This window comes from Brachybacterium sp. AG952 (genome assembly GCF_004362645.1).
GTDB classification, from domain to species: Bacteria; Actinomycetota; Actinomycetes; order Actinomycetales; family Dermabacteraceae; genus Brachybacterium; species Brachybacterium conglomeratum.
This window is the reverse complement of sequence record NZ_SNXV01000005.1, coordinates 280888-305579: the sequence shown is the minus strand read 5'-3', so window position 1 is coordinate 305579 and position 24692 is coordinate 280888. Positions and strand designations below refer to the sequence as shown.

General features: G+C 71.3%; 12 protein-coding genes. 9 read left to right on the top strand and 3 right to left on the bottom strand.

The features are described 5' to 3' along the window. The first annotated feature begins 93 nt into the window (after positions 1-93). The 4 genes from dnaE (at position 94) to DEU31_RS13725 (ending at position 12020) form a co-directional block, all read left to right on the top strand. Positions 94-3672: a DNA polymerase III subunit alpha gene (dnaE, locus tag DEU31_RS13740; RefSeq protein WP_133677544.1), complete on the top strand. Its 3579-nt coding sequence runs from the start codon at positions 94-96 to the stop codon at positions 3670-3672. Between the two features lie 24 nt (positions 3673-3696). Further along, positions 3697-4599, top strand: coding sequence for an endonuclease/exonuclease/phosphatase family protein (locus DEU31_RS13735; protein WP_133677543.1), 903 nt, complete (start codon positions 3697-3699; stop codon positions 4597-4599). A gap of 9 nt (positions 4600-4608) precedes the next feature. Further along, entirely contained in the window at positions 4609-5799 is a 1191-nt protein-coding gene (locus tag DEU31_RS13730) for an acyl-CoA dehydrogenase family protein (protein WP_133677542.1), read from the top strand. 86 nt (positions 5800-5885) lie between these two features. After that, on the top strand, positions 5886-12020 hold the full coding sequence (locus DEU31_RS13725; protein ID WP_133677541.1) for an Ig-like domain-containing protein: 6135 nt from the start codon (positions 5886-5888) through the stop codon (positions 12018-12020). Positions 12021-12113: 93 nt separating this feature from the next. Here the strand turns inward: DEU31_RS13725 and DEU31_RS13720 are convergent, their stop codons facing one another. Together DEU31_RS13720 and DEU31_RS13715 are read right to left on the bottom strand one after the other, a co-directional pair. Continuing rightward, positions 12114-13142, bottom strand: a complete 1029-nt coding sequence (locus DEU31_RS13720; protein ID WP_010551442.1) for an ATP-dependent 6-phosphofructokinase — start codon at positions 13140-13142, stop codon at positions 12114-12116. A 217-nt stretch (positions 13143-13359) separates the two neighbouring features. After that, complete coding sequence (locus tag DEU31_RS13715) at positions 13360-14919, bottom strand: SPFH domain-containing protein (RefSeq protein WP_010551443.1); 1560 nt, start codon at positions 14917-14919, stop codon at positions 13360-13362. 308 nt (positions 14920-15227) lie between these two features. Here DEU31_RS13715 and DEU31_RS13710 point away from each other — a divergent pair, with 308 nt between their 5' ends. Next, positions 15228-16628 (top strand): MFS transporter, encoded by a 1401-nt coding sequence (locus tag DEU31_RS13710; protein WP_133677540.1) that lies wholly within the window; start codon positions 15228-15230, stop codon positions 16626-16628. A gap of 379 nt (positions 16629-17007) precedes the next feature. On the opposite strand, the gene pgi is transcribed toward DEU31_RS13710, so the two are convergent. After that, entirely contained in the window at positions 17008-18702 is a 1695-nt protein-coding gene (gene pgi, locus DEU31_RS13705; RefSeq protein ID WP_133677539.1) for a glucose-6-phosphate isomerase, read from the bottom strand. Positions 18703-18912: 210 nt separating this feature from the next. On the opposite strand from pgi, the gene DEU31_RS13700 reads away from it, so the two are divergent. The 4 genes from DEU31_RS13700 (at position 18913) to DEU31_RS13685 (ending at position 24458) form a co-directional block, all read left to right on the top strand. Beyond that, positions 18913-20568: an ABC transporter substrate-binding protein gene (locus DEU31_RS13700; RefSeq protein WP_010551446.1), complete on the top strand. Its 1656-nt coding sequence runs from the start codon at positions 18913-18915 to the stop codon at positions 20566-20568. Positions 20569-20690: 122 nt separating this feature from the next. Then, positions 20691-21620, top strand: a complete 930-nt coding sequence (locus tag DEU31_RS13695; RefSeq protein WP_010551447.1) for an ABC transporter permease — start codon at positions 20691-20693, stop codon at positions 21618-21620. Continuing rightward, entirely contained in the window at positions 21610-22566 is a 957-nt protein-coding gene (locus DEU31_RS13690; RefSeq protein WP_010551448.1) for an ABC transporter permease, read from the top strand. Before DEU31_RS13695 ends, DEU31_RS13690 begins: the two co-directional genes overlap by 11 nt. Then, complete coding sequence (locus DEU31_RS13685; RefSeq protein WP_133677538.1) at positions 22563-24458, top strand: ABC transporter ATP-binding protein; 1896 nt, start codon at positions 22563-22565, stop codon at positions 24456-24458. The genes DEU31_RS13690 and DEU31_RS13685 overlap by 4 nt, the downstream gene beginning before the upstream one ends. Positions 24459-24692: the final 234 nt, after the last annotated feature.

The window sequence follows — 24692 nt, the reverse complement described above, 5'->3', positions numbered from 1 at the left end:
GGCGGATTCACGACACGCCGGACGCGCCGGGGTGACCTCTCCGACCCCCGCCTGAGCGCTCGCCCGTCGGCCCTCGCGGCTACGCTGGTGGGCATGGCTTCTGCGGGTTCCGATGACTTCGTCCATCTCCACGTCCACACCGACTACTCGCTGCTGGACGGCGCCGCGAAGATCGACAAGCTGGTCGCCGAGACGGTGAACCAGGGCCAGCAGGCGGTGGCGATCACCGACCACGGCTATCTCTTCGGCGCCTACGAGTTCTACAAGGCCGCGACCGACGCCGGGGTCAAGCCCATCGTCGGCATCGAGGCCTATGTGACTCCCGGGACGAGTCGTCATGACCGCACCCGCGTGCAGTGGGGCACCAAGGAGCAGCAGGCGGCGGGCGACGACGTCTCCGCCCGCGGCGCCTACACCCACATGACCCTGCTGTCCAAGTCGACCGAGGGCATGCACAACCTCTTCCGCCTCGGCTCGGCCGCGTCCCTCGACGGGCAGATGGGCAAGTGGCCGCGGATGGACCGAGAGATCCTCTCGAAGTACGCGCCGGGCCTGATCGCCACCTCCGGCTGCCCCTCCGGCGAGGTGCAGACCCGGCTGCGGCTGGGACAGTTCGACGAGGCCGTGAAGGCCGCCGGCGAGTTCCAGGACATGTTCGGACGCGACAGCTACTTCATCGAGCTGATGGACCACGGCCTCGACATCGAGAAGCGCGTGACCAAGGACCTGCTCGAGGTCGCCAAGGCGGTGAACGCCCCGCTGGTGGCGACCAACGACCTCCACTACGTCACCGAGCAGGACGCCACCATCCAGGACGTGCTGCTGTGCATCAACTCCGGCTCGCGCCTGAACGACCCCGACCGCTTCAAGTTCGGCGGCTCCGGCTACTTCCTGAAGTCCGCCCAGCAGATGCGGGAGCTGTTCCGTGAGTTCCCCGAGGCCTGCGACAACACCCTGCGCATCGCCGAGATGTGCGACGTCTCCTTCACCACCACGAACGAGGGCGCGAACTACATGCCCCACTTCCCCACCCCGGGCGGGGAGGACGAGGAGTCGTGGTTCGTCAAGCAGGTCCAGGACGGGCTCGAGTACCGCTACCCCGCTGGCATCCCCGACGAGGTCCAGAAGCGCGCCGACTACGAGGTCGGGATCATCCTCCAGATGGGCTTCCCCGGCTACTTCCTGGTCGTCTCCGACTACATCAAGTGGGCCAAGGAGCAGGGGATCCGCGTCGGCCCCGGCCGTGGCTCCGGCGCAGGCTCGATGGTCGCCTACGCCATGCGCATCACCGACCTCGACCCGATCGAGCACGGCCTGCTCTTCGAGCGGTTCCTGAACCCGGACCGCGTCTCCATGCCCGACTTCGACGTCGACTTCGATGATCGCCGCCGCGGCGAGGTCATCGAGTACGTCGAGCAGAAGTACGGCGACGACAAGGTCTCCCAGGTCGTCACCTACGGCGTCATGAAGACGAAGAACTCCATCAAGGACGCCGCCCGCGTCCTGGACTACCCCTTCGCGATGGGGGACAAGATCACCAAGGCGCTGCCGCCGGCGGTGATGGGCAAGGACATCCCGATCAACGGGATCTTCGACCCCGAGAACAAGCGCTACGCGGAGGCGACCGAGTTCCGCCGCATGCACGACGAGGACCCCGACGTCCAGAAGGTCGTCGAGATCGCCAAGGGCGTGGAGGGCCTGACCCGCGGCTGGGGCGTGCACGCCTGCGCGGTCATCATGTCCAGCCACACCCTCACCGACATCATCCCGATGATGCGCCGCCCCTCCGACGGTCAGATCATCACCCAGTTCGAGTACCCGACCTGCGAGACGCTCGGCCTGCTGAAGATGGACTTCCTGGGGCTGCGGAACCTCACCGTCCTCTCCGACGCGGTGGAGAACATGTCCCGCAACGGGAAGACCCCGCCGGACCTGGAGACCCTGCCCTTCGACGACCCGGCGACCTACGACCTGCTCCAGCGCGGCGACACCCTCGGGGTGTTCCAGCTCGATGGCTCCGGCATGCGCACCCTGCTGCGGCAGATGAAGCCCGACCAGTTCGGGGACATCACCGCCGTCTCGGCGCTGTACCGACCGGGCCCGATGGGCATGGGCTCGCACACCAACTACGCGCTGCGCAAGAACGGCCTGCAGGAGATCACGCCGATCCACCCCGAGCTCGAGGAGCCGCTCTCGGAGATCCTCGACGAGACCTACGGCGTGCTCGTCTACCAGGAGCAGGTCATGCAGACGGCGCAGAAGGTCGCCGGCTACTCGCTCGGCGAGGCGGACATCCTCCGCCGCGCCATGGGCAAGAAGAAGAAGGCGGAGCTGGACAAGCAGTACGTCTCCTTCGAGGCGGGCATGAAGGACAACGGCTACTCCGACGCCGCCGTGCAGGCGCTGTGGGAGACGCTGCTGCCCTTCGCAGACTACGCCTTCAACAAGTCCCACTCCGCCGCCTACGGCGTGGTCTCCTACTGGACCGCCTATCTCAAGGCGAACCACCCCACCGAGTACATGGCCGCGCTGCTGACCTCCACCCAGGAGAACCGCGACCGGCTCGGCCTCTACCTCGGCGACTGCCGCCACCGCGGCATCACCGTGCTGCCCCCGGACGTCAACGAGTCCGACCTGTACTTCTCCGCCGTCGGCGACGACATCCGCTTCGGCCTCTCCGCGATCCGCAACGTCGGCGCGAACGTGGTCGAGGAGATCATCCGCACGCGCGAGGAGAAGGGCGCCTTCACCTCCTTCACCGACTTCCTGGACAAGGTCCCGCTGTCGGTGTGCAACAAGCGCACCATCGAGTCGCTGATCAAGGGCGGGGCCTTCGACTCCCTCGGCCACAACCGCCGCTCCCTCGTGCTGATCCACGAGGACGCCGTCGACTCCGTCGTCGACGTCAAGCGCAAGGAGGCCCAGGGCCAGTACGACCTCTTCGCCGACGTCTTCGGCGGCGCGGGCGGCGGCGAGGGCGAGGACGCGATGGCCTCCGGCTCCGCGGCGACGCTGACCATCCCCGACCTGCCCGAGTGGGACCGCAAGGAGCTGCTCGCCTTCGAGCGGAACATGCTGGGCCTGTACGTCTCGGACCACCCCCTGTACGGGCTCGAGCACGTCATCGCCCAGAACTCCTCCACCTCCATCAGCTCGCTGGCCGACGAGGGCGCGGTCAAGGACGGCGAGATGGTCACGATCGCCGGGCTGATCACCACCCTGCAGCGCAAGACCACCAAGAAGGGCGACATGTGGGCGATCGCCACGGTCGAGGACCTCGAGGGCTCGATCGACTGCCTCATGTTCCCCTCGACCTACATGACCGTCGCCTCCGAGCTCGCCGAGGACCTCGTCGTCTCGATGAAGGGCCGGGTCGACACCTCCAAGGGCATGCCCGAGCTGCGGGTCATGGAGATGACGATCCCGGAGACCGGGGGAGGGGTCGACGGGCCCGTCACCATCGCTCTGCCCGCCCTGCGCGCCACTGAGAAGGTGGTCGGCGACCTCCGCGGCGTGCTCGAGGACAACCCCGGCTCCTCCGAGGTGCGGGTCAAGCTCCAGGAGCCCGGCCGCACGACGCTGATGCAGCTGGACAAGCGCCTCGCGGTCACGCCGTCGGCCGCGCTGTACGCCTCGCTGAAGGCCCTGCTGGGCCCGGGCTGCCTCTCCTGAGCACGGCAGCGCGAGGGTGACGGCGTGAGCAGGTCGCCCGTGCGGCGCGGCGGCGGGGCGGGCCCGGGGCGGCCGGCGCCCTGGCGCATCGCGACCTTCAACATCCGTCACGGCCTGGGCCGCGACGGACGGGTGGACCTCGCCCGCACCGCCCGGGCGATCGCCGCGCTGCGGGCCGACGCTGTCGGCCTGCAGGAGGTGGACGTCGCCTACGGACCCCGCTCCGGGCACGAGGACCAGGCCTCCCGGCTCGCGGAGCTGCTGGGCTGGGAGGTCGCCTTCGGGGCCGCGCTCGACCTGCCGCCCCTCCAGCCCGACGGCCCGCGCCGCCGCTACGGGGTCGCGCTGCTCACCCCGCATGCGCTCACGGACCCCGAGATGCACGCCCTCTGCGGGCACCCGGGCGCCCCTGCGCGGCACGAGCCCCGCGGGGTGCTGCACGCGCAGGTGACCCGCGGCGGCGGCGACGCGCTCGACCTGCTGGTCACCCATCTGGACAACGACCGGCCCCAGCACCGCACCGCGGAGGTGCTCGGCATCCTCTGCCGCGCCGAGGGGATCACGGGCCCGGCCGTGCTGCTCGGCGACCTCAACGCCGCCCCGCACCGCCCCGAGCTCGCACCGCTCGCCGCCGCCGGCTGGCGGGAGGCGGCCGACGAGCTGCGCGGACCCGGGCGCGGCCTGGGGGAACTTCCCGTGCTCTCCGCGCTGACCGGCTCCCCGGCGCGCCCGACCCACCCGGCGCGCGTCCCCGTGCGCCGCATCGACTCGCTGTGGGTGCGCGGCGCGGTGGAGGTGCTGGACCTCGCCACCGGTGCGCTCACCGACTCCGACCACCGCCCCGTCGTCGCGACGCTGCGCACCCGGACCACCCTGCACGAGCACGGACCCGGCCCGGAGCCCCGCACCGTGTGCGACCTGGACTAGCGTGGACCCATGAGTGTCATCGCCGAGGAGCTGCTGCCCGACTCCCTGCTGGAGACCTTCCGCGAGCGCGCGGTGGTCCACGACCGGGAGAACACCTTCCCCGAGCAGGACCTCGCCGACCTGCGCGAGCGCGGATACCTGCGCCTGCTGGTCCCCCGCGAGCTCGGCGGACTCGGCGGGAGCCTGCTGGAGGCCGCGCGCGTCCAGCGCCGCCTGGCCGGCGCCGCCCCCGCCACGGCGCTGTCGATGAACATGCACCTCGTCGTCACCGGCGCCGCGCTGCACGCCCACCGCCTCGGCGCGGAGCCCGTGCGCACCATCCTCGAGGACGCCGCCGCGGAGAAGCTGTTCGCCTTCGGGATCTCCGAGGCGGGCAACGACGCGATGCTCTTCGACTCCGCCACCCGCGCCGTCCCCGACGGCGACGGCTTCCACCTCACCGGCACCAAGATCTTCACCTCCCTCGCCCCCGTCTGGGACCGCCTGGTCGTGCACGGCCGGGTCGCCGCCGCACGCGAGGGCGATCCCCGGCTCGTGTTCGGGGTGATCGAGCGCGACGAGCACGTCGAGACCCTCGACGACTGGGACACCCACGGCATGCGCCCCTCCCAGTCCCGCACGACGCGTCTGGACGGCGCGGCCGTCACGGCGGAGCGGGTGCTGACCACCACCCCCGTCGGCCCCAACACCGACCCCTTCGTGATGGGGATCTTCGGCGCCTTCGAGCTGCTGATCGCCTCGGTGTACACCGGGGTCGCGCAGCGCGCCGTGGAGGTGGGCGGCGCGATCGCGACCACCCGCCGCAACGCCACCAAGGGCATCGTCCACGCCGACGACCCCGACATCCGCTGGCGCCTCGCCGACGCCGCGATCCGCCTCGACGGCGCGGTGCTGCAGGCCGAGAAGGTCCTCGCCGACCTCGACGCGCTCGGCACCGGGGAGAGCGGCCCGGGCACGAGCGACCACGGGCCGCGCTGGTTCCTGCACTTCTCCGGGGTGAAGTCCCGCGCCACCGAGGCCGCGATCGCCGCGGTCGACCAGGTGCTGCGCGCCAGCGGCGGCGCCCAGTACTTCCGCCGCAGCGAGCTCGAGCGCCTCTCCCGCGACGTGCGCGCCGGGCTCTACCACCCCTCCGACGAGGAGTCCGTCCACGCCTCCTACGCCAAGGCGCTGCTGGGCGAGATCGGCTCCCCGCGCTGACCGTGCGACGGCTATGATCAGGCCGTCGCAGCCGATGCTCGGGGGAGAGCGGGGGAGACTGCGGCCAGGGGAAGGGGAGCACCGCAGTGAGCCGGTCGACGACGGCGCCCGCGCGCCGACGGGGCACCACGATCTCCACCGCCGTGATCGCGCTCCTCGCGCTCGTGCTCACCGCCTTCGCGCTGCGCCACCCCGGCCAGGAGTCCTCCCAGATCGAGGTGTCCGACGGCGGCGTGTGGGTCAGCCACCGCGGCGACGGGATGATCGGGAGGATGAACGTCGACGCGGGCGAGCTCGACGCGCGCCTGAGCATCGTCGGCGACGAGCTCGAGATCCTGCAGTCCGGGTACACCGTGATGACGGTCGGCGGACGCGGCTACACCATGATCAACACCGCCTCGATCGTCCGCGGCGGCACCATCGAGCTCCCGCCCGAGACCGAGGTCGCGCTCGGCGGGGACCGCATCGCGATCGCCGCGCCCGACGGACGGGTCTGGATCCTCACCCCCGAGCAGGCGGCGGCCTTCACCACCTCCGCGGTCGAGCCCGTCCACACCACCGACGGCGGGGCGCCGCAGATCGCGGTCACCGACGCCGGGACCGTGCTCGTCCTCGACGGCGACCAGCTGCTGCGCTTCCCCCGCACCCTCGACACCTCCTCCCCGCGCCAGGAGGACCCCCTCACCGTCGGCGGCCTGACCGGCGCCGGGGACGAGGTCGCCCTCAGCGCCGTCGGCGAGGAGCCGGTGGTGCTGGACCGCGAGAAGCGCCAGCTGCGCCTCGGCACCCGCCTGCGCGCCGTCGACCTCACCGAGGCCGGGGTCTCCGACGCCGCCGGGATCGAGCTCCAGGCCCCAGGCCCGGAGAGCGACCGACTCGCCGTCGCGACCGAGGACGCGCTGCTGGAGGTCCCGCTCGGCCGGGGCGAGATCGTGGAGCATCCCGCCGGCGGCACCGGCACCCCCGCCGTCCCGGTCCGGGCCGGCTCCTGCACCTACGGCGCCTGGAACGGCTCCCTGCGCTACGCCCGGATCTGCGACGGCGCGGAGCCCGTGCTCGAGGCGGTCCCCGAGGCGGACGCCGGCGCGGAGCTCGTGCTGCGCGAGAACCACGACCTGGTGGTCCTGGACGACGCGAGCGGCTCCTCCTCCTGGACGATCCAGAAGGACATGGCCCTGGTCGACGACTGGGTCATCACCCAGGACATCCAGCAGGACGAGAAGGAGGTCGAGGAGGAGACCGTCACCACCACGATCACCGACGTCGAGGAGGAGCGGGACCAGGAGAACCGCCCGCCCGTCGCCAACGACGACGAGCACGGGGTGCGCCCCGGCGCGAACGTCGTCCTGCCCGTGACCCGCAACGACACCGACCCCGACGGAGACGTGCTGCTCGCCGACGTCAAGGGCGCCCAGCCCGAGGCCGGGACCGTCACCCCGATCCGCGGCGGCACCCAGCTGCAGGTCGCCGTCGCCGAGGACGCGAGCGGCACCTCCACCTTCACCTACGAGGTCTCCGACGGACGCGGCGGCACCGACACCGGGACCGTGACTCTCACCGTGCACGCCCCCGGGGAGAACACCGCCCCCGAACCCGCCGACCAGGCCATCACCAGGGTCCAGGTGCTCTCGGGGGAGTCGGTGACGCTGAACGTGCTGCCCTACTGGGAGGACCCCGAGGGCGACGCCTTCTACCTCGCCGACGCCGCCATCGCCCCCGAGGACCTGGTCACCTTCCGCCCCGACGGCACCGTCACCGTCGACGACGCCGGGCTCGTCACCGGCCCCAAGCAGGTCGCGCTCACCTTCCGCGACGAGCACGGCGCCGCCTCCGAGCACGTGCTCGAGGTCGAGGCGGTCACCGACCCCGAGCTCGCCCCGATCACCACCACCGACCACCTCCGGGTCGTCACCGGCCGCACCGGCACCGTGAAGCCCCTGGTCAACGACATCAACCCTGCGGGCGGTCAGCTCGAGCTGACCCACGTCGAGGAGGTCGAAGGGCTCGAGATCGAGGCCGATCCGGTCACCGGCACCGTCCGCGCGAGCGGCGAGGTCGGCACCTACTACCTGCAGTACACCGCCTCCGCCACCTCGGCCAGCTCCACCGGGCTGCTGCGCATCGACGTGGTCGACCCGGCCGAGGAGTCGCTGCTCCCGGTGCCCGTCGACGACATGGCGCTGGCCACCACCGGCGGGGACGTGCTCGTGGACCCGCTGGAGAACGACGTGGACCCCACCGGGGGCGTGCTCGTGCTCGGCTCGGTGCAGGTCCCGGACGGCAGCGGGCTGAAGGCCACCGTCGTCGGCCACCACCTCCTGCGCGTCGAGGCGTCCCCGGATGCCGAGGTGGGGGAGGAGCCGATCCCGCTGAGCTACGAGGTCGCGAACTCCGCCGGCAGCACCACCGGCACGGTGCGCGTGATGCTCGCCCGCACCGACACCCAGTTCGCGAACCCCGTCGGCGCCCGCGACGACGGGATCGTGCGCGCCGGGGACATGGTCATGCTCGACGTGCTGGACAACGACCTCTCTCCCACCGGCTCCGATCTGTCGCTCGGCGAGATCACCGACACGGCCGGCCTCGAGGGGCTCGGACAGGTCGAGCGGCACGACCAGCAGATCCGCTTCACCGCCGACCCGTCGGCGCGCGGCGAGGCGACCTTCACCTACGAGGTGCTCGATGCGACCGGCCGCAGCGGCGCCGCCCGCGTCACCGTGCGGATCGTGCCCGCCGACGCCCCGAACACCGCGCCGCGCCCCGAGTCCCTCACCGCCCGCGCCGTCGCCGGCACCTCGGTGCGGATCCCCGTGCCCACCTCCGGGATCGACCCCGACGGCGACTCGGTGATGCTCATGGGCGCCTCCGAGCCCGCGCCCGAGCTGGGCAGGATCGTCAGCGCCCACGGCACCTGGATCGAGTACCTGCCCGACGAGGGCGCCGTGGGCACCGACCGCTTCCGCTACCAGGTGATGGACCCCTCCGGCGCCGTCGGCACCGCCGAGGTGCTCGTCGGCGTCGCCGCCCCCACCGACCGGAACCAGCCGCCCTACGCGGTCGACGACCAGGTCGACGTGCGTCCCGAGCGCGAGATCGAGGTGCCCGTCCTCGAGAACGACTCCGATCCGGAGAGCGACGAGCTCTCCCTCGTGCCGGACAGCATCGAGCCGACCACCGACATCGAGGTGCTGCCCCCGGACGAGCACCGCTCCGCGCAGCGGATCACCGCCGTCGCCCCCGCCGAGCCCGGCACCCACACGATCCTGCACCGGATCACCGACGGGCAGCTCGCCAGCGCCGCGACCCTCACCGTGCGCGTGGACCCGAACGCCCCGCTGCTCGAGCCGATCGCGACCGACGACCACGTCGACCCCGCGGACGTGCTGGACCCCGACCGCGGGCCGATCCGCGTGGACCTCCTGGCCAACGACCGCGATCCCGACGGCAGCGTCGCCGACCTCGAGGTCAGCCTCGACACCGCGGCCGAGGGCGCGAGCCTCGACGGCCGGATCCTCACCCTCACCCCCGGCGAGGAGCAGCAGCGCCTGCGCTACACGATCACCGACCTCGACGGCCAGACCTCGAGCGGCTACGTGTGGGTGCCCGGCACCTCCCGCATCGCGCCCGTCTGGGCGGGGGAGCCGCTCGAGGTCGTCGCCGGCGGCGAGAAGAGCATCGACCTCGCCGACCCGGCGAACGTGCGGGTGCGTCCCGGCGCGGACGGCGCCCGCATCGTGGACCCCTCGACAGTCACCGCCGGGCACACCGACGGCACCGATCTCGTGGTCGACGAGACCACGCTGCTGTACCGTCCTGCCGCCGACTTCGTCGGCCGGGACACGATCTCCCTCGAGGTCTCCGACGGCCCGGCCGGGGACGCCACCGCCGCGACCGGGACGATGTCGATCCCGGTGCAGGTGCTGCCCGGGGACACGAACCTCCCGCCCACCCTGCGCGGCTCGGTGCTCGAGGTCGAGGTGGGCGGCTCGGCGACCACGGTCGACCTGGCCACCGCCGCGGAGGACCCCGACGGCGACCCGCTCGACTTCGCGCTGGGCGAGGCGGAGCTGCCCGAGGGCGTCACCGCGGAGATCGTCGACGGCCGACTCGCCGTCACCGCGAGCGCGGACGCGACCCTCGGGGCGAGCGCCGAGCAGCCGATGACCGTCACCGACGGCGAGACGGAGCCGGTCGACGCGAGCTTCCAGGTGATCGTCGTCGGCAGCACCCGCCCCCTCGCCACGGCGGTGATGGACGTCGTCGAGATCGACGCGGGCCGCACCGAGGAGCTGCCCGTGCTCGAGAACGACTCCAACCCCTTCCCCGGCGAGCCGCTCGAGCTCGTCTCCGCGCAGCTCACGAACGGCAGCGGGAGCGTCGACGTGGCCGGCGACAGGGTGGTCCTCACCCCGGAGGCGGACTTCGCCGGCGTGCTCAGCGCCTCCTACACGGTCGAGGACCGCACCGGCGACCCGGCCCGTCGCGCCGTCGGGGAGATCCGCGCGACCGTGCGCGGGAAGCCCGAGGCCCCCTCCGCGCCGCGGATCGGTGAGGTCGGCGACGGGAGCGTGGAGCTGGTGTTCACCGCCGGGGACGACAACGGCGCCCCGATCACCGGGTACACCGTCACCTCCGCGAGCGGACCGGCCGTCAGCCAGGAATGCGCCTCGACCTCCTGCACCCTCACCGGGCTCGCCAACGGCACCGAGTACCGCTTCCAGGTCGTGGCGACCAACGACGTCGGCGACTCCCCGGCCTCGGCCCCCTCGGCCGTCGCCCGACCCGACGTGCGCCCCGAGGCGCCGGCCGCCCCCTCGGTCACCCGCGGCGACGGACAGCTGGGCGTCTCCTGGTCCGCGCCGGAGAACCGCGGCTCCGCCCTGCAGAGCTATGAGCTGGAGATGCAGGCCGGCGGGCAGACGCAGTCCCGCACCGTCGAGGCCGCCACCACCGAGCTGGTCTGGGAGGGGCTCGCCAACGGCACCGACCACCGCTTCCGGGTGCGGGCCTCGAACCTCGCGGAGGAGCCCTCGGAATGGTCGGGATGGTCCTCGCCCGAGCACCCGGCCGGGCCGCCGAAGGCCCTGGACGGCAAGGTCACCGCCGAGCGCACCAACGACCGCCTCGGCGGCGGCGTGCGCGTGAGCTGGCCCGCCGCGAGCGACGCCGTCGCCAACGGCGAGCCGATCACCTCCTACCTCATCACCGGCACCGGCGGGGTCAGCGCGAGCGTCGACGGCGGGACCACCTCCCACGTGCTGCGTGGACTGGACCCTGACACCAGCTACTCCTTCACGATCACGGCGGAGAACTCGGTGGGCCGCGGCCCGGCGTCGGCAGCCTCGAACACCGTCGTGCCCTGGGCCGTGCCCGAGGCGCCCACGGGCGTGAAGGCCTCCCTGCCCGACGCCGGCACGGGCACGGGCCCGAACGGCCGCGCGACGGTGAGCTGGTCGCCCGCGGCCGGCAATGGCACCGCGGTGAAGGACTACGTGGTCCGCTGGAGCGGCGGCTCGAGGACGGTGCCGGCCGGCACCACCTCGGTCACCGTCGACGGGCTCGCCAACGGCACCGCCTATCGCTTCACCGTCCAGGCGCGCAACCGCTTCGAGGGTGGGGAGAGCGCGCTGTCGACTGCCTCGAACTCGGTGACGCCGTACACCGTCCCGGACCCGCCGCGGCTCTCCGCGGACAACTCCGGCTTCATCTGCCACTCGCTGGACGACTGCCGGATCAAGCTCGACGCGATGGCGCCCGCCGACGCGGGTGGGACCGGCTTCAAGCAGCTCGTCCTCTCCCCGCAGGGCTTCACCTGCAACCGCCTCACCAAGACCGGCGACGGCAGCAGCACCTGCGACGTGGCCCCGGAGACGACGTACACCGTGACCGCCTACGCGGAGAACGACAAGGGGCTGCGCAGCGCCTCGACGACGTACCGCTTCACCACCCCGCCGATGTGGAACGACACCTCCCTCCCGCCGATCGAGCTCGACGTGGTGGCGACGAGCACCGGGACCGAGTCCTACCGGGTCACGCCGAAGGCCGGCGCGTTCAAGGCCGTGGACTACGAGTGGCGCACCTACGCCTCCTACGAGTGGCGCTCCGCCGGCGGCACCGGGCCCTTCGAGATCTCGACGGACCGTCCTGAGGGTGACAAGTTCTACGTCCGCGGCGTCGACGCCGACGGGAACTACAGCCAGTTCGTCACGATCGGCGGCTGAGCGCGCTCGCCGGCCGGCCCCGGCCTGCGGCCGCCTCCGACCGATGGTCGGCCGTCCCCGACCGGCGGTCGATGGGCTCCGACGCGCGGCGGCTCAGCCGAAGAGCACCTCGGCCTCGTGCCAGCGCGACTCCGGCACCGTCTTCAGGCTGTCGATCGCCTCGGTCAGCGGCACGTCCACGATGTCGGTGCCGCGCAGCGCGACCATCCGTCCGAAGCCGCCGCCGTGCACCAGGTCGACCGCCGCGGTGCCCAGACGGGTGGCGAGCACCCGGTCGTAGCCGGTCGGCTCGCCGCCGCGCTGGATGTGCCCCAGCACCGTCGCGCGCGACTCGATGCCCAGCCGCTCCTCGATCAGCGGCGCGAGCGCCGCGGCGACCCCGCCGAAGCGCGGCCGTCCGAACTCGTCGAGGTCGTAGTCCATGAAGCCCTCGGGCGCGTCGGAGGGCACGAACCCCTCGGCGACCACCACCAGCGGGGCGCGACCGCGATCGTGGGCCGCCTTCACGTAGCCGCAGATCTCCTCGATGCTCAGCGGGAACTCGGGCAGGCAGATCACGTGCGCGCCGGCGGCCATGCCCGAGTGCAGCGCGATCCACCCCACCGAGCGGCCCATCACCTCCGCCACCATGCAGCGGTGGTGGGAGTCGCCCGTCATCCGCAGCCGGTCCAGCGACTCGGTCGCGATCTCGACCGCCGTGTGGAAGCCGAAGGTGTAGTCGGTCGCGTCGAGGTCGTTGTCGACCGTCTTGGGCACGCCGACCACCGGGATCCCCGCCTCGGACAAACGGTTAGCGGTGAACAGCGTGCCGTCGCCGCCGATCGCGATGATCGCGTCGACCTCCTGCTCGTCCATGTGGCGCCGGACGATCTCGGCGCCGTCGGCCCCGTCGTGGAAGGGATTCGCGCGGGAGGTGCCCAGGATCGTGCCGCCGATCCGGCCGATGCCGCGCACGCGACGGCGCGGGAGGGTCATCCAGTCCCCCTCGATCACGCCGCGCCAGCCGTCCCGGTAGCCGATGAACTCGTCCTCGAAGAGGCGATCGCCCTTGATCACCGCTCCGCGGATCACGGCGTTCAGGCCGGGGCAGTCGCCGCCGGAGGTCAGGATTCCGATCTTCATGACGGGCTGGCTCTCTTCTCTCGGGCGTCCGGGCGGAGCCGCCCCTCGGCGTGCTCCGCCTCCACCCTAGACGGCCCGGGGGCTCCCGTCCGGGTCCTCGGTCCTCGGATCGTCGCACGTGAACGAGGGATGGACGGTGTCCTGACGGGGGATGACGCAGCGGCGCCCCGCCTCCTCCGCAGAGGGGACGGGGCGCCGCTGACGCGGGGGAGAGGCCTCAGGCCTCGCCCTCCTCGTCGTCGTCGGCCGTGGGGTCCGCGGTGGGGAAGATCCCCGCGCCACGGGTCTGCTCGGACTGCTCGCGCACCGCGCGACCGCCCTCGGCGGCCCGCTGGAGCGTGTCCTGGAAGTCCACGCCGGTGGTGGACTTGACCATGTCGAGCACCTGGGCGAGGCCAACGGAGATGTTCTGCCCGATCTTCGCCTCGCCGTCGGTGGAGAACACCGAGAGGTTGGAGATGTTCGAGTACGGGGAGGCGAGCTCGCCGGCGACCTCCGGCAGCACCTCGAGCACCTGGGCCAGGACCGCGGCGTCGTTGAACTGCTTGTACGCTTCGGCGCGGGCACGGGTGGTCTCCGCCTCGGCGTCGCCCCTGGCGCGGATCGCCGCGGCCTCGGCCTCGCCCTTGGCGCGCAGCGAGTCGGCCTCGGCCTGGCCCTCGAGCCGGACCGCCTCGGCGTCCTTCGAGCGGCGCTGCAGCTCGACCTCGGCCTCGGCCCGACCGCGGGCCTCGATCGCGTGCGCCTCGGCGTCCGCGGTGACCTTGCGGGACTCGGCGCGGTTGCGCTCGTCGGTCAGCTGCGCCTCGGAGTCCGCGACGCGGGCGTACTTCTTGGAGTCCGCGTCCTGCTGCTCGGCGTAGCGCTTTGCCTCGGCCGGCTTGTGGACCTCGGCGATGAGCTGCTTCTCGCGCAGGTCGTTGTTGCGGACCGCGATGAGCTCTTCCTGCTCGATGATCTTCTGCTGTTGCGCGGCGCGGGCGAGGGGACCGGCGGCGTCGGCGACGGCCTGACGCGCATCGGTCTCCTCCTTGATCTCCGCGTTGCGGATGTCGAAGGCCTGCTTCGACTCCGCCTCCTGCTGGAGGTTGAGGTTCTTCGCCTGGGTCGACTCGCGGTTCGCGTCCGACTCGGCGATCGCGGCGCGCTTGGCGACCAGCGCCGCCTCGGGACGGCCCCAGTCGCGCAGGTAGGAGCCGTCGTCCTCGATGGCCGAGATCTGGAAGGTGTCGATCACCAGGCCCTGGTTGTTCATCGAGTGCTCGGCTTCGGCCTGCACCTGCGAGGCGAAGGAGGCGCGGTCGCGGATGATCTGCTCCACCGTCAGCGTGCCGACGACGGCGCGCAGGGTGCCCGAGAGGATCTCCTGGGTGTAGTGGTCGATCTGCTGCTGCTGATCGAGGAAGCGCTGTGAGGCCTTGCGGACGTCCTCGACGTTGCCGCCCACCTTCACCTGCGCCACCCCGCGCAGACGGAGGAAGATGCCGTTCATCGAGTAGCCCTCGACCTCGACCGGGATCTGGCGCGAGGACAGGCTGAGCACGAAGGCGCGGTCCACGATCGGACGCACGATCGCGCGCCCGCCGATCACGACCCGGGCGCTGCCGGACTCCAGGTCGATGTCCCCGGTGGGGCTCGCCTTCGCGTTGCGGCCGGTGATGATCAGGGCCTCGTTCGGTGCGGCGATGCGGTAGCTGCGCAGCAGCACCAGCAGCAGGATGAGCAGGACGACCACCACGACGACGACGCCGCCGATGATCGGTATCAAGGCTTCCATGGGTTCCCCTCGGTCAGTTCAGGCATGCCTCCTCTGTCGGTGCAGGCATGCCGCGGTCGATTCTCCCATCGTGGACGCCCGGACGGGAGGTCGATCCGGAACCGGAGACCCGCCCGTGACCGGGCGTGAGGGCGCCCCGGCGCAGGGAGCGCCCGCCCGCCCGCGTCGGACGGGCGACCCCGCACCGCGGCCGCCTCACGTCATGTCGGTCACCGCGATGCCCTGGACGATCTGGCTCGCCTCACCGTCATCTCATCATCCGACCCGCAGGTCCGCATGGTGGACCAACGGGTCTAGGGTCGCCCGTCGTGAACACCCCGCACGCCCCCGCTCCCACCAGTCCGCCGCCGACCGCCCCGGCCAACACCCGCGGCCGGGTCATCACGGCCTCGATGGTGGGCACCACCATCGAGTTCTTCGACTTCTACGCCTACGCGACCGCCGCCTCGCTCGTGTTCCCGGCGCTGTTCTTCCCCACGCAGACCCCGGCGAACCAGCTGCTGAGCTCCTTCGCGGTGTTCGGCGTCGCCTTCGTCGCGAGGCCGCTGGGCTCGCTGATCTTCGGCCACTACGGCGACCGCGTGGGCCGCAAGGCCACGCTCGTGGCGAGCCTGCTGGTGATGGGCATCGCCACCTTCCTCATCGGCGTGCTGCCCACCGCCTCGACCCCGGGCTTCTCGTTCATCGCCCCCGCGATCCTGGTGCTGCTGCGCTTCTGCCAGGGCATCGGACTGGGCGGCGAGTGGTCCGGCGCCGCGCTGCTGGCGACCGAGAACGCCCCGCCCGGCAAGCGCGCCCTGTACGGCACCTTCCCGCAGCTCGGCGCGCCCGTCGGCTTCATCCTCTCGAACCTGCTGTTCGTGCTGCTGAGCGTGCAGCTCTCACCGGAGCAGTTCATGGCCTGGGGCTGGCGCGTGCCCTTCCTGCTCTCCTCGGTCCTGGTGGTCGTGGGGCTGTGGGTGCGGCTGAAGCTGATGGAGTCCCCGGCCTTCCAGAAGGTGCTGGACGAGCAGCGGGTCGCCTCCGTGCCGATCGCGCGCGTGTTCCGCACCGCGTGGAAGCCGCTCGTGCTCGCGACCCTCGCGATGGTCGCCACCTACGTGCTCTTCTACCTCATGACCGCCTTCCTCATGGTGGTCGGCACCACCGCGGCCGACGAGGCCTCCGCCCGCTCCGCCGCGGAGACGGCCGGCAAGGACTTCAACGCCGCGACCTTCGTGCCCGGCCTCGGCTACGAGCGCACCGACTTCCTCACCATGCTCATCATCGGCGTGGTCTTCTTCGGGATCTTCACCGTCGTCTCCGGTCCGCTCGCGGACCGGCTGGGGCGCAAGCGGCTCCTGCTCGCCGTGACCGCCGGGATCGGCGTGTTCGGGCTCGTCCTGGACCCGCTCATGCACGCCGGCACGGCCGGGGTGATGGCCGCGCTGATCCTCGGCTTCACCCTCATGGGCATGACGTTCGGGCCGATGGCCGCGTTCCTGCCGGAGATGTTCAAGGCCGACGTGCGCTACACCGGCAGCGCCGTCAGCTACAACATGGCCTCGGTGATCGGCGCGGCCCCGGCCCCCTACGCGATGATCGCGCTGTGGCAGCAGCAGGGCGGCTCCCTGCTGCTGGTCGGCTCCTATCTCGCGGTCGCCGCGGTGGTCACGCTCGGCGCGCTCGTCATCGGCGGCGAGACGAAGGACGTGGACTACCTGGCCTGATCGACGTGCTGCGAGGGACGAGCGGCAGGAGATCGGGCGGAGGGTGCTGCCTGATCGACGTGCTGCGAGGGACGAGCGGCAGGAGATCGGGCGGAGGGTGCTGCCTGATCGACGTGCTGCGAGGGACGAGCGGCAGGAGATCGGGCGGGAGGGCGCTGGCCTGATCGACGTGCTGCGAGGGACGAGCGGCAGGAGATCGGGCGGAGGGTGCTGCCTGATCGACGTGCTGCGAGGGACGAGCGGCAGGAGATCGGGCGGAGGGGGCTGTCCTGAGGGAGGGCCCCGCACGAAGGGGACGTGAGCGGCACGGCGGAGCGCTGAGCTCCGCGGCGTGCCGCTCACGTCCCCTTTCTGCAGGCGCAGGAGCGGAGGGCGCTGATCAGCCCTCGCGGTGCTCGCGGTAGTAGCGGATCAGACCCGAGGTCGAGGCGTCCTCCGCGGAGATCTTCTCCTCGTCGCCCGCGACGGCGCCGGCGAGGTCCTTCGCGAGCTGCTTGCCGAGCTCCACGCCCCACTGGTCGAAGGAGTTGATGCCCCACACGACGCCCTGCACGAAGGTGATGTGCTCGTACAGCGCGATCAGCTGGCCCAGCACCGACGGGGTCAGCTTCGGGGCCATGATCGAGGTGGTGGGCCGGTCCCCGGAGAACTCGCGGGCGGCGACGAGCGCGCCCTCGGTCCCCTCGGCGCGGACCTCCTCGGCGGTCTTGCCGAAGGCGAGCGCCTTGGTCTGGGCGAAGAAGTTCGCCAGGAACAGCTCGTGGACGTCCTGCTCCCCGTCGACCAGCGCGTGGTCCGGGGTGGCGAAGGCGATGAAGTCCGCCGGGATCACGCGGGTGCCCTGGTGGATCAGCTGGTAGAAGGCGTGCTGGCCGTTGGTGCCGGGCTCGCCCCAGAAGACCTCGCCGGTCTCGGTGGTCGCCAGCGAGCCGTCCCAGCGCACGCCCTTGCCGTTGGACTCCATGGTGAGCTGCTGGAGGTAGGCCGGGAAGCGGTGGAGGTACTGGGAGTAGGGGAGGACCGCATGGGTCTCCGCCTCCAGGAAGTTCACGTTCCAGATGTTCAGCAGGCCCATCAGCAGCGGCACGTTCTGCTCCGCGGGCGCGGTGGCGAAGTGCTCGTCCATCGCGTGGAAGCCGGCCAGGAACTCCTCGAACACGTCCGGGCCCAGCACGGTGGCGAGCACGGTGCCGATCGCGGAGTCGACGCTGTAGCGGCCGCCCACCCAGTTCCAGAAGCCGAAGGCGTTCCGGGGATCGATGCCGAACTCCTCGACCTTGTCCAGCGCGGTGGAGACGGCCACGAAGTGCTTCGCGACGGCCTCCTTCTCCTGCTCGGCGGTCAGGCCCGCGCTCTCGCGCAGCCCCTCCAGCAGCCAGCTGCGCACCAGGCGCGCGTTGGTGAGGGTCTCCAGGGTGGTGAAGGTCTTCGAGGCGACGATGACGAGCGTCGTCTCGGGGTCGAGGCCGCGCGTGGTCTCGTACGCGTCGGTGGGATCGATGTTGGACAGGAAGCGGGCCTCGAGGCCGTCCTGGGCGAGGGGCTTCAGCGCCTCGTACACCATGACGGGGCCGAGGTCGCTGCCGCCGATGCCGATGTTCACGACGGTCTCGATGCGCTTGCCGGTCACGCCGGTCCACTCGCCGGAGCGGACCTTCTCGGCGAACTCGTAGACGCGGTGGAGCGTGCCGCGCACGTCCTCGTCGATGTTCTGCCCGTCCACGGCCAGGGCGGGGGAGGAGCTGGCGGGGCGGCGCAGCGCGGTGTGCAGCACGGCGCGGTCCTCGGTGGTGTTGATGTGGGCGCCGGCGTACATCGCGTCGCGACGCTCCTCGACCCCGACCTCGCGGGCCAGCTTCAGCAGCAGTCGCATGGTCTCGGGGGTCAGGAGGTTCTTCGACAGGTCGACGTGGAGGTCGGCGGCGTCGTGCGTGAAGCGGGCGGCGCGCTCGGGATCCTCGGCGAACCATTCGCGCAAGGAGCCCTCGAGCGCGAGGTCGTGCGCCTCGAGCTCGGCCCAGGCCTCGGTCGTGGTGGGGTCGACAGGAGCAGTGGTGGGATCGGAAGAAGTCATACGGCCATTCAACACCCAGGCACGCTCGGAGGGGACTTCCTGCCACGGGTTCCGCCCCTGGTCCGTCCCGGTTCCACTCATGGTTGAAAAATCGCCGAGACCGAAGCGTTACCGACAGATGGAATGCAGTTGACATCGGAGGGTGCACACTAGGTGCCGTACCGCACAACGATGGTGCGGTGCACGACCACGAGCCATCCAGGAGAACCCATGGCCATCTCGCGCCGATCCATGATGCTGGGCACCGCCGCCGGAGGCGCGGCCGCCCTCACCCTCGCCGCCTGCGGCGGAGACGAAGGCGGCGCCGGAGCCGGCGGCAGCGATGCCGGCGGCGGCACCGGAGAGCCGATCTACGCGAACACCACCGAGCCCGAGAACCCCCTGCTGCCCGCCAACACCGGCGAGGTCGGCGGCGGCCGCATCATCACGATGATCTTCGCGGGCCTGGTCTACTACAAGGCCGACGGCAGCATCGAGAACGACATCGCCGAGTCGATCGAGTCCGAGGACAACCAGAACTGGACCATCAAGATCCGTTCGGGCCTCACCTACTCCGACGGCTCCACCCCGATCACCGCGCAGGACTTCGTCGACTCCTGGAACTACGGCGCGAACGCCGCCAACGCCCAGATCGGCCAGTACTTCTTCGAGCCCTTCGAGGGCTACGAGGAGCTCTCCGCCGAGGGCGTCGCCGCCGATGCGACCCTCTCCGGCCTCGAGGTCGTCGACGAGACCACCTTCACCGCGCGCCTGGTCACCCCGCAGTCGGACTTCCCGACCCGCCTGGGCTACTCGGCCTACATGCCGATGCCGCCCTCGGCCTTCGACGACATGGAGGCCTACGGCGAGGCGCCGCTGGCGAACGGCCCCTACAAGCTCGAGACCTGGACCCACGACCAGGAGCTGGTGCTGGTCCCCAACGAGTCCTACGACGGTCCCCGCACCCCGAAGAACTCCGGCATCAACTTCACGGTCTACCAGGACCCGGAGACGATGTACCTCGACCTGCAGTCGGACAACGTCGACGTCGTCGACCAGCTGCCCGGCTCGGCGCTCGCGACCTTCGAGAGCGACCTCGGCGAGCGGGCCGTCAACGCCCCCGGCGCCGTGTTCCAGTCGATCACCCTGCCCGGCTACGACCCGAACTTCGAGGGCGAGGCCGGAGCGATCCGTCGCAAGGCGCTCTCGCGCGCGATCGACCGCAAGTCGATCTGCGACAACCTCTTCTTCGGCACCCGCACCCCGGCCACGGACTTCGTCTCCCCGGTGATCCCCGGCGGCGGCGCGACCGACATCCCCGGCGCCGAGGTGCTCGAGTTCGACGAGGCCGAGGCGAAGAAGCTGTGGGAGGAGGCCGAGGCGATCACCCCGTTCAAGGGCCCGCTCACCCTCGCCTACAACGCCGACGGTCCGCACGCGGACTGGGTCGAGGCGGTCTGCAACTCGCTCGCGAACGTGCTCGGCATCGAGGCGAAGCCCACGCCGTTCCCGGCCTTCGGCGAGATGCGCGAGCAGATCCGCGCCCGTGACCTCATGGGCACCTGGCGCTCCGGCTGGCAGGCGGACTACCCGTCGGCCTACAACTTCCTCGGCCCGCTCTACGGCTCCTCCGCGGCCGACGGCAACGGCTCCAACGACGGCGACTACAAGAACCCCGAGTTCGACCAGCTCCTGGCCGACGGCCTCGCCGCCGAGACCGAGGAGGACGCCATCAAGATCTGGAAGGAGGCGGAGGCCCTGATCATGCGGGACCTCCCCGTCCTCCCGCTCTGGTACCAGAACACCATCGGCGGCTACTCGACGCTCGTCTCCGACGTGGAGTACGGCTGGGACACCGTGCCGCTGTACCACAACATCACCAAGTGATCTGCTGATCTCCCCGTGACAGCGGGAACCGGCTGCGTCCGGTTCCCGCTGTTCCACGCCCGGCCCCCGGCCGGGCCGTTCCACCGGGCCGCGAGGCCCCTCCTCCATCGAAAGGGAACGACGTGCTCTGGTACATCGGGCGGCGACTGCTGCAGATGATCCCCGTCTTCCTCGGCGCCACCCTGATCGTCTACCTGCTGGCGTTCTACACCTCGGGTGACCCGATCCTCGCCCTGGCGGGCGACAAGCCCATCTCCCCGGCGGTCGCGCAGCAGCTGCGCGAGCAGTACAACCTCGACGAGCACGTGCTGGTCCAGTGGCTGCTCTACCTCAAGAGCGTGCTGACCTTCGACCTCGGCGTCGGCTTCAACGGCCGCCCCCTGTGGGACCAGATCGCCGCGGCCTTCCCGACCACGTTCCGCCTCGCGATCATCGCCGTGGTCGTCGAGACGATCTTCGGCGTCGCCGCCGGCGTGATCTCGGGCCTGCGCAAGGGCAAGCTGATCGACACCACGCTGCTGATGCTCTCGCTGCTGCTGATCGCCACGCCCACCTTCGTGCTCGGCTTCCTCGCGCAGTTCGTCTTCGGCCTGCAGCTGGGGATCGCCCCGATCAACGTGGGCCGCGACCCCTCCTGGCAGAACCTGATGCTGCCCGGCTTCGTGCTCGGCGGCGTCTCCTTCGCCTACGTGCTGCGCCTGACCCGCACCTCGATCGCGGAGACGGCGGGCGCCGACCACGTGCGCACCGCGACCGCGAAGGGCCTCTCCCGCGGCGGCGTGGTCTCCAAGCACGTCCTGCGCAACTCCCTGATCCCGGTGGTCACGTTCATCGGTGCGGACCTGGGCGCCCTGATGGGCGGCGCGATCGTCACCGAGCGCGTCTTCAACGTCCCGGGCATCGGCACGCTGCTGTTCAACTCGATCAACGCGGGCGAGGCCCCGATGATCGTGTCGCTGGTGACGCTGCTGGTGATCATCTTCCTGCTCTCCAACCTCGTCGTGGACCTGCTCTACGGCGTGCTCGACCCGAGGATCCGCTATGCGAAGTGATGCTCAGAACTCCCGCCGGCCCCGTACGGAGCACTGGGTCGCGCCGCTCGCGGAGACCCCGCTGCAGGAGGTCGACGCGGTCGACACCTCCGGCACCCCGCGCTCGCTGTGGGCCGAGGCCGGGCGCAGCCTGGTCCGCAACCCCGTGTTCGTGATCTCCGCACTGCTGATCCTGTTCGTGCTCTTCGTCGCCGCCTTCCCGCAGGTGTTCACCTCGCAGGACCCGGGCTTCGGCGACCTCGGCCGCGCCAATCAGCCGCCCGGTCCCGAGCACCCCTTCGGCACCTCCCGCCAGGGCTACGACATCATGGCCCGCACCTTCTGGGGTGCTCGCACCTCGGTGATCATCGGCTTCTTCGCCATGGTCGGCTCGACGCTCATCGGCGGCACGATCGGCGCGCTCGCCGGCTACATCGGCGGCTGGTTCGACGAGGTCATCTCCCGCGTCACCGACATCTTCTTCGCGGTGCCGATGATCCTCGGCGCGATCGTGGTCGCGACCCGCGTGGGCGAGATGAGCATGTGGACCGTGATCGTGGTGCTGAGCATCTTCGGCTGGACCAACGTCGCCCGCATCATGCGCGGCGCCGTGATCTCCACGAAGAGCCAGGACTACGTCACCTCCTCGGTGGCGCTCGGTGCCTCGAGCGGCACCGTGCTGCTGAAGCACGTGATCCCCAACGCGATCGCCCCGGTGATCGTCACCGCGACCGTCAACCTCGGCGTGTTCATCGTCGCCGAGGCGACGCTGTCCTTCCTCGGCGTGGGCCTGCCCACCTCCGCCGTCTCCTGGGGCGGGGACATCTCCGACGCCCGTGACGCGCTGCGCACGCAGCCGTCCATGCTGTTCTACCCGTCCCTGGCGCTGGCCATCACCGTGCTGAGCTTCATCATGCTCGGCGACGCGGTGCGCGACGCACTGGACCCGAAGGCGAGGAAGCGATGACCACGACCTCCGTGAACCCCACCCCGGCCGCCTCCCCGGCCGGCTCCGCGCAGCCGCTGCTGGAGATCAAGGACCTCGAGATCACGTTCACCACCTCGAGCGGACCGGTCAAGGGCGTGCGCAATGCGAACCTCGAGGTGTACCCCGGGGAGACCGTCGCGATCGTGGGCGAGTCCGGCTCGGGCAAGTCCACGACCGCCATGGCGATCGCGCACCTGCTGGCCGAGAACGGCTCGATCACCGGCGGGCAGATCCTCTTCGAGGGCCGCGACATCACCCACGTCTCCGAGAAGGAGATCCGGGTGCTGCGCGGCGACCAGGTGGGACTGGTCCCGCAGGACCCGATGAGCAACCTCAACCCCATGTGGAAGGTCGGCGCCCAGATCCGCGAGACCCTCGCCGCCAACGGCGTCGCCAAGGGCGCCGAGGCGAGGAAGCGCACCGTCCAGCTGCTCGAGGAGGCGGGGCTCTCCGACGCGGAGCGCCGAGCCGAGCAGTTCCCGCACGAGTTCTCCGGCGGCATGAAGCAGCGCGCCCTGATCGCGATGGGCCTGGCCGCCCGGCCGAAGCTGCTGGTGGCCGACGAGCCCACCAGCGCGCTGGACGTCACCGTCCAGCAGCAGATCCTCGACCACCTCGACCACCTCACCGGTGAGCTCGGCGTGGCGGTGCTGCTGATCACCCACGACCTGGGCCTGGCCGCCGAGCGCGCCCAGCACCTGGTGGTCATGTACAAGGGACAGGTCGTCGAGTCCGGTCCTGCGCTGCAGCTGCTGCAGGACCCGCAGCACCCGTACACCAAGCGGCTCATCAGCGCCGCGCCGTCGCTCGCCTCGCGGCGCCTGGTCTCCTCCTCCCAGCGCGCGGAGATCCGGGAGCAGGCGCAGGAGAACGCGCCGGTGCACGCCGAGGACCGCCTCACCTCCCCGGCGCCGGTGTCCGACACGATGGCGCCCGAGTTCGGCTACGCCGAGCCGGACGCCGACGCGGTGATCGAGGTGCAGAGCCTGACGAAGTCCTTCCCGATCCGCGGGAAGGTGCCGTGGAGGTCGACCCCGTTCCTCGCGGTCGACGAGGTCTCCTTCGCTCTGCGTCGCGGCACCACCACGGCGATCGTGGGGGAGTCCGGCTCGGGCAAGTCCACCGTGGCCCAGATGGTGCTGAAGCTGCTCGAGCCCACCTCGGGCCGGGTGCTCTTCGAGGGGGAGGACGTGGCGGACCTGCGGGGACGCCGGCTGAAGGCGCTGCGCCGTCGCGTGCAGCCGATCTTCCAGAACCCCTACGGCACCCTCGACCCGATGTACTCGATCTTCCGCACGATCGAGGAGCCGATGCGCCTGCACGGCATCGGGGACCCGAAGAGCCGCGAGGCGAAGGTCCGCGACCTGCTGGACAAGGTCGCGCTGCCCGCGGCGATGATGCGTCGCTATCCCAACGAGCTCTCGGGCGGCCAGCGCCAGCGCGTCGCGATCGCCCGTGCGCTCGCGCTGGACCCCGAGGTCGTGATCTGCGACGAGGCCGTCTCGGCGCTGGACGTGCTGGTCCAGGCCCAGGTGCTCGAGCTGCTCAACGACCTGCAGGCCGAGCTGGGGCTGAGCTACCTGTTCATCACCCACGACCTCGCCGTGGTGCGGCAGATCGCGGACCACACCCTCGTGATGGAGAAGGGGAAGGTCGTCGAGCAGGGCACCACCGACGACGTCTTCCACGCCCCGCAGCAGGACTACACCAAGCGCCTGCTCGCTGCGATCCCCGGCGGCTCCATCCCGCTGGCGGGCTCGGAGACGATCGACGTCGAGGCCCCGGAGGGCCTTGCCGACGAGACCGGCGGCGAGGGCGATGGCGGGCCGGACGACATCATCGATCCCTTCGCCCAGGCCGGGCACGTCTGAGCCGGTGATCGGGGGCCGATGACGTCGGACCGATGACAGGGGCGAGGCCCGCGCGGAGAGGATCCGTGCGGGCCTCGCCCTCGTCGATCCGAGAGGTGACGCCTCGCCTCGGCCCTCCTCGCCGCGCTCCTCGCCGGGAACAGCGCGTCGAAGCTCTCATCCCCGCACCCGTCGCAGAGCGCCCCGGCCCGATAGACTCGGCGCGGCCCTGGAGCGGGTCGCACCCGCCGTGCG